General features: G+C 35.5%; 10 protein-coding genes. 3 read left to right on the forward strand and 7 right to left on the reverse strand.

The features are described from left to right. Positions 1–5 precede the first annotated feature (5 nt). Positions 6–1,262, reverse strand: a complete 1,257-nt coding sequence (locus ACY0M5_RS12970; protein ID WP_461629428.1) for a sensor histidine kinase — start codon at positions 1,260–1,262, stop codon at positions 6–8. A 563-nt stretch (positions 1,263–1,825) separates the two neighbouring features. Between ACY0M5_RS12970 and ACY0M5_RS12975 the strand changes: the two genes are divergently transcribed. Both ACY0M5_RS12975 and ACY0M5_RS12980 read left to right on the forward strand, forming a co-directional pair. After that, positions 1,826–2,122, forward strand: coding sequence for a hypothetical protein (locus ACY0M5_RS12975; RefSeq protein WP_461629429.1), 297 nt, complete (start codon positions 1,826–1,828; stop codon positions 2,120–2,122). 214 nt (positions 2,123–2,336) lie between these two features. Beyond that, positions 2,337–2,960 carry a YqaA family protein gene (locus ACY0M5_RS12980; RefSeq protein ID WP_124993624.1) on the forward strand — a complete coding sequence of 208 codons (624 nt, stop codon included), beginning with the start codon at positions 2,337–2,339 and terminating at the stop codon, positions 2,958–2,960. Between the two features lie 91 nt (positions 2,961–3,051). On the opposite strand, the gene ACY0M5_RS12985 is transcribed toward ACY0M5_RS12980, so the two are convergent. Next, positions 3,052–3,408 carry a hypothetical protein gene (locus ACY0M5_RS12985; RefSeq protein ID WP_124993625.1) on the reverse strand — a complete coding sequence of 119 codons (357 nt, stop codon included), beginning with the start codon at positions 3,406–3,408 and terminating at the stop codon, positions 3,052–3,054. A gap of 254 nt (positions 3,409–3,662) precedes the next feature. Here ACY0M5_RS12985 and mnmE point away from each other — a divergent pair, with 254 nt between their 5' ends. Then, positions 3,663–5,060: a tRNA uridine-5-carboxymethylaminomethyl(34) synthesis GTPase MnmE gene (gene mnmE, locus ACY0M5_RS12990; RefSeq protein ID WP_124993626.1), complete on the forward strand. Its 1,398-nt coding sequence runs from the start codon at positions 3,663–3,665 to the stop codon at positions 5,058–5,060. 18 nt (positions 5,061–5,078) lie between these two features. Here mnmE and ACY0M5_RS12995 read toward each other — a convergent pair whose 3' ends face one another. From ACY0M5_RS12995 to ACY0M5_RS13015, 5 genes are all read right to left on the reverse strand, one after another. Then, the gene (locus ACY0M5_RS12995; protein ID WP_461629430.1) at positions 5,079–5,690 is read right to left on the reverse strand and encodes a leucine-rich repeat domain-containing protein; all 612 of its coding nucleotides are present in this window, start codon (positions 5,688–5,690) and stop codon (positions 5,079–5,081) included. Positions 5,691–5,996: 306 nt separating this feature from the next. Then, positions 5,997–6,728 carry a DUF6261 family protein gene (locus ACY0M5_RS13000; RefSeq protein ID WP_156195309.1) on the reverse strand — a complete coding sequence of 244 codons (732 nt, stop codon included), beginning with the start codon at positions 6,726–6,728 and terminating at the stop codon, positions 5,997–5,999. A gap of 516 nt (positions 6,729–7,244) precedes the next feature. Further along, on the reverse strand, positions 7,245–8,525 hold the full coding sequence (locus ACY0M5_RS13005; RefSeq protein WP_461629431.1) for a putative phage abortive infection protein: 1,281 nt from the start codon (positions 8,523–8,525) through the stop codon (positions 7,245–7,247). A gap of 26 nt (positions 8,526–8,551) precedes the next feature. Beyond that, positions 8,552–11,518 carry a type I restriction endonuclease subunit R gene (locus tag ACY0M5_RS13010; RefSeq protein WP_461629432.1) on the reverse strand — a complete coding sequence of 989 codons (2,967 nt, stop codon included), beginning with the start codon at positions 11,516–11,518 and terminating at the stop codon, positions 8,552–8,554. Beyond that, positions 11,518–12,489, reverse strand: a complete 972-nt coding sequence (locus tag ACY0M5_RS13015; RefSeq protein WP_461629433.1) for a hypothetical protein — start codon at positions 12,487–12,489, stop codon at positions 11,518–11,520. The genes ACY0M5_RS13010 and ACY0M5_RS13015 overlap by 1 nt, the downstream gene beginning before the upstream one ends. Positions 12,490–12,491: the final 2 nt, after the last annotated feature.

The following is a 12,491-nucleotide window of genomic DNA, read 5'->3' on the forward strand; positions in this document are numbered from 1 at the left end:
ATAATTTACTTATCAATTCTTAGTTCAATTGTAATTGCGAATCCATTCCCCGGGGTAGTATCAATTAAAGAATCACCTCCTATGGATTCAATCCGGTCAATTATATTTAACAAACCCATGCCGTTCTTTTCATGCAATGATAACTTTCTGCTATCAAAACCCGAACCGTTATCCTGATAATGAAGAATAATTTTGGTGTTCCCTTTTAGAGTAATGAAGGCTTCTGTTGCATTTGCATGCTTTATGGTGTTATTGATTAACTCACTAATAATACGATAAATAATTACTTCGGTACTCTTATTCATTTCTCCAATAAACTTCTTCGATTCCAGATGGAGTTTAACATTTCCGATACTGTTGACTCGTGCACACAGTCTGTCCAATGATTCAACAAGACCATAACGATTTAAAATTGATGGATTCAGATTATTAATTACTTCAGAAACGGTTTGCAAGGCCTGATTTGACAACAAGGTAATTTGATTTAGTTGACCATGTATCTTTGGATCATCCTTAAATTTTTTCTCCAAAATCTTACTGTAGAGACCCACACTCGATAGCATGGCACCTAAGCCATCATGAAGATCCATCGCTATTCTCCTGCGCTCACTCTGCTCCACTTTCATCGTGTTGTGAAGAAGTACGCGGTTGGTTCTAATGAGTGAATTCATTAATCGAACAATTAAAACCAAACTAATAATCAGTATCGTAAATATGCTGGTAAGGAGAATAAACAGCTCACGTTTTAAACGATAATTATTTTCGCTGATAAAAGCGTGCAAAGTTTTACCATATTCATCAAACTTTAGCATAAATTCGAGATATGATCCGGCCAAATTTGAATCGACACTATTCACATCCTTGTTTATCTTAGTACGTACAATTTCTTTAATCTGATGAATTAAAAGTCTTAGTTCTGAAAGTTGATACAGAAAATGATTTTCCTTATCTAATTTGATTTTTTTAGTTTTCGAAATTATTTGTTCGATATCTGATATATATTTTTCGGCTCTATCAAAACGTTCAAAAACAGAACTGTTTGTAATGGTTTTATTACCACTTAAAAGTTCATCCATTTTAATTCTCCCATTGAAAACTTCAATTTCTACTTTTTCCGAGAATTCAACCAGTCGGATATGCTGAGAATCGAGCACAGCACTATTACTAAAGGTGTAGATGATTCCTCCAAAAGCAAATAAACTAAAGAGTAATAAAACAAATATTACTTTTTGTTTAATGAACAGACTCTTTTTTATTTTCATGTGAGTATAATTTGTTTTCATTTGCCATATGGAACTCCCAAATTACACTTATCATCCTGCATGTAACACTATTGTATAGGGGCGTTTCATTCCAAAAACGTTTCAGGTACCATTCTGCAAAGTGGAACAAATTTACAAATAATTGCAAAGCTTTTACTTCCGGGGTTTAGTTGACTGAGTTTTGCCAAATAGAATTTCAAAAATTACAATCCATACCAACGAAAACATCATACACCAACTGTTTTTAATTCTTATTGCGAATATTCTAAAACCATTAATTTATAAGGCTAAGTTCTATAAAGATATTTCATCGCAAATTGTATTGCGTCCCAATTCCCGTCAGAAAAATCTGCAAGAATTAAAATATTCTCTCTGGTTCGGTATGTTTCGCTCACTAATTGCATGTTTCTAATTTTTATAACAAAAATATAGATGATGGCAATGATGTGAAACAGGGCTGTTCCTACTTCGTGTAGGGGAATACCCTACTTTTAAATGCATAAAAAGAAACAGTACTGCTTTGCGTTGGATTTTTTATACATTTGCGTAACAAATATAAAATCATGAAAAATCTATCAGTTTTACTGATATTCTTATCGCTGCTATTGCTTGTGATACCGATCATACAACAAATGATTAAGGTAAATCAAGAAAATAAACCTGCGTTGGCAGCCGGTTTGATAAGCGGAACAGATGTAACTTCTTCGGAATATGATGATACTGATATAGAAGATCTGAATGTGTGTTTTTACAGCAAAACAGAGTTATATTTGTATGATAATGACAGTTCTAAGAATTCAAATACAGCAATAAGTAATTCTAGCAGACTAGAACTGGAATCTCCGCCTCCCAAAGCCTAAGTCTTCTTTTCTTTAGTAAATCTCTGCAATTACAAATTTGCTTCAAAAAATATTTAACCATCGATATTGAGCTGATTTGTAAAACACGCATCACTATTACATTCATGTTTCATAGTTTATCTATCCAACAGATACAAATATGTAATCAGATTCAAAATCATTCCCAGAGATGCTTTTCAAAATTCAATTTCCTGATTAAACAGATTAATACTTAATGAAAACAAATATTGTGCGAAAAAATCGCAAACCAAAAATTCAACTTCTGCATCAATATTACTCATATACAGGATTCTACCAATTTATTGGGGCAACTCTAAAGAAGGTTGCTGTCCCTTTTGCTGTGCTTGTTGGTCTCATTCTTTTTCTGGAATATTATGTACTTGATTTTCATAGTTTGTTTCATGAAACCACAAAAGATTATTCACCAATCAGTGTTTTTATGATCTTTTTTACTTCAGAATCCATATTAGGCTTAATTCCCCCCGAACTATTTATTGCCTGGGTAAAAACACTGCCCGATCCAATGCTTCAGCTTTCTTTACTGGCTCTACTCTCGTATCTGGGAGGTTGTGTATCCTATTTTATTGGGAAAACGATACTTAGCATTCCTTCTGTTAAAAAGACGGTAGAAAACAAGATGAAAAAACACATTACAAACCTAAAAAAATGGGGTGGCTTACTTATTGTTGTAGGAGCACTGCTGCCATTGCCATTTTCTATGGTGAGCATGGCATCGGGGATTATCAATTTTAGTTTTAAAAGATATCTATTGTTTGGATTGTTTCGTTTTTTGCGATTTTATCTGTTCGCCCTGGCTATTTTTAACATCATGAATTAAAGAGTGTTACAAAAACCAAAGCGTTTCAACAAAATAAAAAAGATCGGCGCACGAGCATCGATCTTTTTTATGCAAATCATTGAAATAAATCCTATTGCAACTCAATAAATTCCATTACAAACACACCAAAACAATCATGGTCATCGTAACTGTGACCTACTATTTGATTATTAGCGTTTAAAATTCCTTCCCAGGTATCCAAATGGTATTCAAACTGATTTTCAACATCCAGCAATTCAACTTTTGTTCCAGTCACTTTAAAATTAACACCATCAAAATTCCCTTCAACCTCCTGCTGAACTCTGAATGGAGTTTCATCATCAATTCTTTCGGTATAAACCACCACTCCTGTTATTGAATCACCTTCCTGAGTAAATTCTGCAAAGCCTTCGTCCTTGCCAAAGCCAAAATCTTCGTTAAATGTCCAACGACCCGTTATATTTTTCATATGATTATAATTGTGTGTTTTTGCCAATGGAACTCCCAAATTACGCTTATTCTCCTTTGTGCAGCATTTTTACCAGAGGCGTTTCATAGTATCAGATTTATTTGCAGACAAAAATAGCAAAAGAAAAAAGCTGACGTGTTGAAAAGCTAAAAAAATAGTGCCGGCGGCAAAGATCCGGATTAAGTTCATTTCAACATTTATAATTAGCAATTCTCTTCTATCTTTGTAGTTCATTATTTACAATTGGAACAACTATGATTGATCAATCTACTATATGTGCAATTTCAACAGCTCCTGGCAATGGAGCCATTGCAATTGTGCGCCTTTCGGGAGCTGATGCTCTTACAATCTGCGATAAAGTATTTACAGCAGCAAGCAAAAAACTCATTGCTGATCAAAAAGCAAACACGGTTCATTTTGGAACAATTCAGGATGGCGAAGAAATTATCGACGAGGTTTTAGTGAGTGTTTTTAAAGCTCCTCACTCTTACACGGGCGAAAACAGCATTGAAATTGCTTGTCATGGTGCTCCCTTTATTCAATATCGAATTCTTCAGGTTCTGCTAAAAAATGGTGCCCGAAGCGCCAATCCCGGTGAATATACACAACGTGCCTTTTTAAACGGCAAAATGGATCTTTCACAAGCCGAAGCTGTCGCCGATTTAATCGCATCGAGTTCGGCAGCTGCTCATAAAGTAGCATTGCAGCAAATGCGTGGTGGTTTTTCGAACGAAATTGCCAACTTACGCGGACGATTATTGAATTTTATATCGCTGATTGAATTGGAACTCGATTTTGGTGAAGAAGATGTTGAATTTGCCGATCGTACACAGCTAACTAATTTGGTAAACGAAATACAAAGTCTGATTCAGAAACTGGTCAACTCTTTTGAGTTGGGGAATGTGATTAAAAACGGTGTCCCCGTTGCCATTGTGGGAAACACAAATGTGGGTAAATCAACACTGCTGAATGCTCTTTTAAACGAAGATCGTGCTATTGTTTCGGATATTGCGGGTACAACACGTGATGTAATTGAAGACACCATTAACCTTGGCGGAATAACTTTCCGCTTTATCGATACGGCAGGAATCCGAACCACTCTTGACCGAATTGAAAGTATGGGTATTGAACGTACCTACAGCAAAATGAAACAGGCTCAAATCGTTCTTTTACTGATTGATGCCGACCGGGATATGGAAAACATAAATGATTCTATCTCGAAAGTAAATCAGACCATAGACCGCGAGACTCAACACCTAGTGGTTTGCATCAATAAAATTGATTTGATTCCTGATCCTCAGGGGCTGGCAAAACGATTAACCGGACTGGATGTAGAAGACAAAATCATTTTTATCTCGGCCAAACAAAAGCAAAACATCGACTCCTTAACCAACGAACTGCTGAAAACAGTAAACATGGGTGCTGTTAACGAGCAAGATGTAATTGTAACCAACATCCGCCATTTCGAAGCTCTTAAAAACGCATTGGGAAGTATTGACAGGGTTAATAGCGGTCTGGAAGCAAATATCCCTACAGATTTTTTAGCTCAGGACATTCGCGAATGTCTTCATTTCCTTGGCGAGATAACCGGAGACATTTCAACTGATGAAGTTTTGGGAAATATCTTTAAGAATTTCTGTATCGGGAAGTAATTTAAAAATGGACTTATTTCAATAATGAAAGCGCATAATAGCCGGCAGATCTTCCGGGATATTTTCAATTTGATTTTCCATTAAATTCAGCTCGGTGAGTTGATGGCTTTTAAGCAGATGAAAGGGAAATGACTTTATGCAATTGTTTTCCAAATAAATGTTGGTGATGGATGCTGAGCGCAAAAGCTGTTCCAGTCCTTCAGAAATTTCATTGTTCGTAAAATCAATTAGTTCCAGTTTAGGACAGGTACTAAGAGCCGAAGGCACAACAGTAAAGCTATTGTTACCCAAATATAATTTTTGAAGATTTGGTATTTCTGCAATTGATTGAGGCAGTGAACTGATCTGGTTCCGACGAATATCCATACATCGTAAACTCTTTAAATTGGCTGTTTCCTCCGGGATCAATTCAAGCCCATTTTCCTGAATGTCTAAAAATTCCAGGTGTTTCAATTTAAAAAGTGCAGCAGGCCACTTGCCTTTCAAATTCTTTTTCGAAATATTTAAACGGGTAACCTGAGCCAATTCATTCAACTGATAGCCTTTTATCAACCAAGTAACTTTCTCTACTTGTTTTATTTTCCACTTTAGCTGAGCATTCAACTCTTCAATTATAAGTAAGTCTCCCATCGATAATATTTCTTACTGTTTATTTGTGCTGCACAAGCAACGTAAACTTACTATTTATACCAAACAAAAAGAAATGCGCCAATGTCTTGTTTCACCAGCTCCCAACACTTTTTTCCTGCAATAAAAAAAATCCCCCAATACATGGAGGATTTGTCTGTTAGATAGATATCGGCTTACAAATTAAATTAAGCTATAATAAATATTTCCAAAAATGATTGTATTTTTAGAAACAAGCCGGGGCCCTCAATTCCCATTTTAAACTTTAGGCGGTTTACGGGAGAATTTAAGGAGCCTCTGCTTTTTTTATTAAGCCTCTGTTACTTCTGCAGCATTCGCATTTTTGGTTTTTCTTGAGCGGGCCACTGTCAGGTATTTTTGATTGCATTCGTTAATGAACTTTGCTATCGCATTGTATTTTTCGTTCGGAGCAATACGATTAAGCACCTCTATGGCCTCAAATAACTCTTCGCAGGCAAGTCGTGCACTTTTATATATTTCCTGCGTGTCGTAATCTATTTCCTCATTTTTTGCAATGCTCTTTTCCTCGCTTTGCTGATTAAAGGCATTGTTGTCCTCCAGCATTTCACTGTACCATGAAGCCGCTTCCAATTGAAGTATCAATGCCTGATTTTCGGCCTGATTCAACTCCTTAAGCAAACTTGCCATTTTTGCAGACTGAATTTTATAACCTCTGCTGTACAAACTCCAATTGTGAGTTCTAATAATTCTGCAGATTTGTTCCGCCGCATTTGCAATGGCTTCGTCCCTGCGATGCGTCGATGCCTCCATAAAATTTCTAAAAGCGACGAATGATTCATCTCTTCTGTTATCCAATTGACGGATGCGTTCGGTAAACCCGCTGGCCGTGGTTCTATTGGCTGCGGCAAGCGCCTCTCCTACCTTGTTGTTCAGCTTTTCTACCGGACTGGTGATTTGCAAACCTTCCAGATCTGCACCTATCAGGTAAGTGATAATTTCGTTGAAATAGCCTAACAATTCGTTAAGCCGCAACAAACTAAAATACATTTTTTTTATCATTTCTTAATTTTTACATGAATAAAACAGCGATATCTATTTAACTGAAGCATAAATATATGCTATTTTATTTTAGTAAGCATAAAAAAAATTACTTTTTAACAAAAATTCACTAAACACCTCTCCTAACTCTCCATTATTTGCCTATCTGCACGAGCCCACACTCCCTTTTAATGACTGAATGACAGGCTGCACAAACTCAGATGCTGTTTTTGCGGCCAAATTGCCACCTGTATGAATGCGGACAGCCTTTTTATGGCTCAAAGGCCAGCTGCAGCGGTTTGCAGCCTTGTTTTACCACTAAAAACGATACTGCAGTTCCGCAGGTACCTGTTTTGCCGCTAAAAGGCTGTCTGCAGCTTTTCAGAAGCCCTCTTTGCACATGAACGGGAGTCTGCACGCATCCTGTTCCTTACGGAACGGCCTGTTTGCAGGGATTTGGAGGTGAGTGCCGGTAAAGTGAGACCTGACAGGTCTGATCAATTGATTGTATTTCGCTTTGGGTTGGGTGGCAAGGAGTCACACACTTACCCTATTATCAAATTTCAATTTAATGAGGCTTTTTTTTACCTTTTTACTCTTCCATTCAAAATCAACAGCGGGATAATAATCTTGAGGTTGCATATTAGGAATGAATTTCTTTGGTAGATTTTTAATCAGATTGTATTCAGAAATCAAACATTTACCATCTTTATTTGAATATTCCCAATCCCGTCCCATGATAGTAAGAGAATTAATGAAGAGTAATGCCTGCTCGTAATTTGACATTTGTGCTCTTAGTGTCTTAATATAATCATACTTCTCATCTTTAGAAAAAAGCCATTTAGGTTGCTTATCAATGAATTTAACAGCTTGAAACAAATGTCTGTAGTAGTGGCCTAATTGATATTGATGTCCACCAAAAAATTTGACAAATCCATTATTTCTATTATTAATTATTGTTGAATTAGAAAGAATTTTAGTTTTAAGAAAGCTATTTATAATTACACTAAAATTTCTGGAACTATCTCCACATTCATATACAGCTGGTATTTTTTTTATGTAGTCAATAATGTCAAAACCTCCAGTATTTCCATTATCAATTAAATCAAACTGACTAGTTAGCCTTTCATTTAGTTCATCGCTGGATCCACGAGAAACTCCCCAGAACATTATTAAATATGCTATTTCATTTTCAATAAGTCGTCTTTTTTGTTGTTCACAAATTGGTTTTGATTTTTTTGGACTCTTGGGAATAAAATGATTTTTATAATGTGGCTTCCTATTTAGTAACTTTTCAAATTTATATTCGGGTACGATCTTGTATTGCTTACAAATACCAAAGGCGACTTTGTATTGATCGAAGATTATTTTCATCACCCTACGACCTTCAACAAATTTTTCTTCGTAGACTCTTCCCTTATCGTCTTTATAATAAAACGGATTTCGAATTCGCATTTCAGAAATATTATCTCGATAATATTTAACCAATTCAAAAAACTTGGACTCAACTTGTTGACGACGCGAAGCCCTAATCTGATAAATAAGTGTTGCAGCTAATAATATAGCCCCAATAAAAGCCCCAAAATAAGACCAAGCTTCAGTTTTCATGTGCCATGTAAATTCTCCGGCTGTAGCTTCAATAAATCTATTAACTAAAAGATAAAGAACGCTTATCGAAATTAAAAAAACGATACATGGATAGAACCATTCAAAAACCCATTTATAGTTTTTTATTCTATTTCTACATTTCCAACTGTATAAGCCAAGCCAAATTGCAACTAATACGATAGCCAAAATACTTATTACTTTCACATTCATAATTCCGAATTTATAATTTTAAACCCCTAGCCCGCAATCCCACTTATAAAGGTCTCAACGAATTTTACAATTTTGCTTGTGATTCTTTCGGCAGTAGAACGACGTTCTTTTAAAGCGGGACGTTTGTTCATCAAGTCAATAACATCATCACGCATTGGTTTTTTCTCAGTGAACAAGTAATTCCCAATTATTTTTTCCAATTTCTCAGCATCCAATCCTTCCTGCTCACTTATGGTACGAATAGCAATCTGGCGTTCTTCGCTTATGAATGATTCGAACTCTGTTGGGATATTGTCTGAATCGTCAATTTCGGGTAGATTCTCATGAATAAACCTTTCAACCAATTCACGTTTGCTGCGCATTTTAGCGTCTCCTGCGATCAGGTCAATGATTGCTTTTTTCTGTTTTTCGTGTTCTTCTGGTGTTGAGTCTTTTAGCTTGGCTAGAAGCTTAAGGATATAAGCCACATTTATTTCATCTCGGTGTATCAGCTCCAGCTCAAAATCAATATCGCCTAGAATGGATACTTTCTCTTTTTGGTGATGTGATTTTGCTTTATCGTAAAGATCCAGATATTTACTTTTGTAATCTTCGAAGTTTTGTTCCGGCATTGACAGATCATCGAAAGAGAATTCGGTAAAGGTTGCCAATACATTTTTTAGACGCATCAATTCCCGGAATGCTTTGATGAACTCAAGCTCTTTTTCTTCGTCCAGTAAGTTGTTTACGCTATTTACTGTTGGTGTAATTTGTAATAGGTCGATAAATGCCTGGTTGAATTTTGCAACGTACTCTTCATAAGGTTGCATGATGATTTCATCTTTGGCATCAATGTTTGAGAATAGTGAAATAGCATCATCGGTTGCGCCTTTTAGGTTCCGGAAACAAACAATATTCCCCTGAGATTTTAATTCGTTTATAATACGATTGGTTCTTGAGTAAGCTTGAATTAAACCGTGGTATTTTAAATTTTTATCAACATAAAGTGTATTCAGTATTTTGCTGTCGAATCCTGTTAAGAACATATTTACAACTAACAAAACATCAATCTGTTTGTGTTTTACACGTTTGGCAACATCGTTGTAATAGTTGTAAAAACTCTGACTGTCTTTGGTTGTGTAATTGGTATTGAATTGTTTGTTGTAATCTTGAATAAATTCTTCGAGATAGTCGCGTGAATGTTTGTGTAATAAATTTTCCGTTGTATTTGCTAAGGCATTGCATGCAAGGTCTCTACCTTGATTATTACCAATGGTTGCATTATATTCCGGATTTGGTTCGGCGGCAATAAGCTGACTCCCCTCTGTCTCATCCATGAACTCATCATCGATAAAGTCACCAACTGCATCTTTATCGTCCTCGTTTGCTTTGTATGAGAAGATCGTTGCAACCTTCAGGTTATGCAGGCCTTGCTCCTTTTTCTGTTGAAACAATTTATAGTATTCAATAACCGGAGTAAAACCGGTTTCCCGATCGACGCCTGATACTGCAAAAATACTGGTAAACTCTCTGCTATGCGTTTTTCTGTTGTGATTCGTTATTATATAATCAACAATATTGTTTAATCGCTGTGGCGCATTCATTACCTCGGTCTTATCAATAGCTTCCACATCGATATCCAGAATGTTGTCTTTCTTTTTGAAGGTTCGAATGTATTCTACTGAAAATTTTAATACATTTTCATCGCGAATGGCATCGGTAATAACATATTTATGAAGTGGCTTTTCACCACCAAATAACATTGCCGTAGTGCGTTTACCAAATTCATTGGTTCCTGCATTTTTCTCAAAAATTGGTGTCCCCGTGAAACCAAACATCTGGCAATCGGTAAAGAAGTTCTTAATATCACCATGTGTCTTACCAAATTGCGAACGGTGGCATTCATCAAAAATGAAAACAATACGTTTGCCTTTTTGGGTCTCCATTCTGGTTAAATACCTTTTTTTGCTTATTGCAACATTTAATTTCTGAATGGTAGTTACAATCAGTTTGTTATCACCAACCAATTGTTTTACAAGCGTATTGGTATTGCTAGTTCCATCAATACTGCCTTTGCTAAAACTGTTAAACTCCTTGGTGGTTTGGTAATCGAGATCTTTACGATCGACCACAAAAACCACTTTATGCACTTTAGGAAAGTTGGTGAGAATTTGTGCCGCTTTAAAGGAGGTTAATGTTTTTCCCGATCCTGTTGTGTGCCATATGTACCCATAATTCCTTGTTGTCTGCACTCTATCAACTATCGCCTCTACCGCATAAAATTGATAAGGACGAAGTACCATTAAAATCTTATCCGATTCGTGAATCACAACATACTTTGTTATCATTTTAGAGATATGGCAAGGCTCTAAAAACAGATCGGAAAAATCGGAAAGTTGGGTAATGAGTTTGTTATTGACATCGCTCCAATAAAAGGTTTGCTTGAACGAACGGGCCTTTATTGGATTGTTGGCATAGTATTTTGTATTGACCCCATTGCTGATTACAAATATCTGAATGAACTGAAACAAACCATGACCTGCCCAATAGGAATGCCGCTCGTACCGATTGGTTTGGTTAAAAGCCTCTTTTAACTCCAAACCTCTGCGTTTTAGCTCAATCTGCACCAAAGGCAAACCGTTTATTAGAATGGTAACATCATATCGGTTTTTATACGAACCTTCCATAGTAACCTGTTGAGTTACCTGAAATTGATTCTGACACCAATGAATTTGATTAATTAGTTCAATGGTTTTGTGCTCGCCCTTATCGTTGGTATATGGAACACGATCTCGTAGAATTTTGGCACGTTCAAAAACATTGCCTTTGTTGATGAAATTTAGAATCTGCTTAAAATCGTTCTCGGAAAGTTCTATTTTATTGTGAACTTCCAATTGCGATTTCAGATTCGTCACGAGATCATTTTCATCATTAATCGCTACAGATTTATAGCCCAGTTTTTGTAACTGGGTTATAAGGTTATTTTCTAATATTTGTTCGGGTTGTGTGGTCATTATTCCTCTTTTAACTTTCTCAAATGATTAGCAAACACAACAATTTTTTCGATTAATGCATCAATAACTTTTGCTCTATTCTTTAAGGAGAGTTTTTCATTCATTGCTTCTGATACTTTATCTCTTAAAGGTTTTTTATCGCTGAATAAATAATTAGTTATTAAATTTTTCAACTCCTCTATTTTAAGATTCTCAATCTCTGCAAATCCATTAGTTTGTTCTTTTATAACATCTATCCAAAAAGTATCTTCATCAAAAGTATTTACCAATGTTTCAATTTCTTTTTCTTGTTGTGGTTCTTCTTTTATTTCAGGTTTTTCTTCTACAACCACTTCTTCTGTTTCATCAGTTTTTAGAAAATCATTGATGTAACTATTCTCATATTCATCAAGGTCGTTTTCATAAAGAAGTTGACTATACTTTGCCTTTTTTATTGGAAAATCAGTATTATCATCAAGCCATTTATTATACTCTTCCATGTCTTCGTAAACCAACTTCCCATTCGAAAAATCAAGTAAAAAATAATGCTCTAACACATATTCAAGAATACTTTCAGTCATATTCTTTACTGTAGAAGCAAGTTTTCGAGAACTAAAAACGGCTTTTGGTGCCATTCTTCCATGCGAAATATCACCTCTCTTATTTCTTATTTCGCCCAAAACTTGGATGATTGCTGAAAAACGAATAACGAAATCACCTTCTATATCTTCACAATTATCAGAAAGCAAATTCATAGATTCTTTAAATAGTTTTGGCAAATTATCATCATCTATATTCTCTGCAGTTCTGGTATTATCGAGATTTACAATTATAGTTTTTGAGATACCTTCAATTAGAGCCTTACAACTCTCAATGCAAATGTCTGGGTTAGCAAACTCATTGGCATGAATAATTTCAATAATTTTAAAATATTCTTCAAAATGGCCGTGCTTTTCAATATTTTCTGAGATAATTTTTCTAGTCTTTTCCATAA

Source organism: Labilibaculum euxinicum (genome assembly GCF_963678175.1).
GTDB lineage: Bacteria > Bacteroidota > Bacteroidia > Bacteroidales > Marinifilaceae > Labilibaculum > Labilibaculum euxinus.

Excerpts from the sequence above, each read along its gene's own strand:
- ACY0M5_RS12970 (WP_461629428.1), bottom strand. The coding sequence starts at position 1,262 with ATGAAAATAAAAAAGAGTCTGTTCATTAAACAAAAAGTAATATTTGTT.
- ACY0M5_RS12975 (WP_461629429.1), top strand. The coding sequence starts at position 1,826 with ATGAAAAATCTATCAGTTTTACTGATATTCTTATCGCTGCTATTGCTT.
- ACY0M5_RS12980 (WP_124993624.1), top strand. The coding sequence starts at position 2,337 with ATGAAAACAAATATTGTGCGAAAAAATCGCAAACCAAAAATTCAACTT.
- ACY0M5_RS12985 (WP_124993625.1), bottom strand. The coding sequence starts at position 3,408 with ATGAAAAATATAACGGGTCGTTGGACATTTAACGAAGATTTTGGCTTT.
- mnmE (WP_124993626.1), top strand. The coding sequence starts at position 3,663 with ATGATTGATCAATCTACTATATGTGCAATTTCAACAGCTCCTGGCAAT.
- ACY0M5_RS12995 (WP_461629430.1), bottom strand. The coding sequence starts at position 5,690 with ATGGGAGACTTACTTATAATTGAAGAGTTGAATGCTCAGCTAAAGTGG.
- ACY0M5_RS13000 (WP_156195309.1), bottom strand. The coding sequence starts at position 6,728 with ATGATAAAAAAAATGTATTTTAGTTTGTTGCGGCTTAACGAATTGTTA.
- ACY0M5_RS13005 (WP_461629431.1), bottom strand. The coding sequence starts at position 8,525 with ATGAATGTGAAAGTAATAAGTATTTTGGCTATCGTATTAGTTGCAATT.
- ACY0M5_RS13010 (WP_461629432.1), bottom strand. The coding sequence starts at position 11,518 with ATGACCACACAACCCGAACAAATATTAGAAAATAACCTTATAACCCAG.
- ACY0M5_RS13015 (WP_461629433.1), bottom strand. The coding sequence starts at position 12,489 with ATGGAAAAGACTAGAAAAATTATCTCAGAAAATATTGAAAAGCACGGC.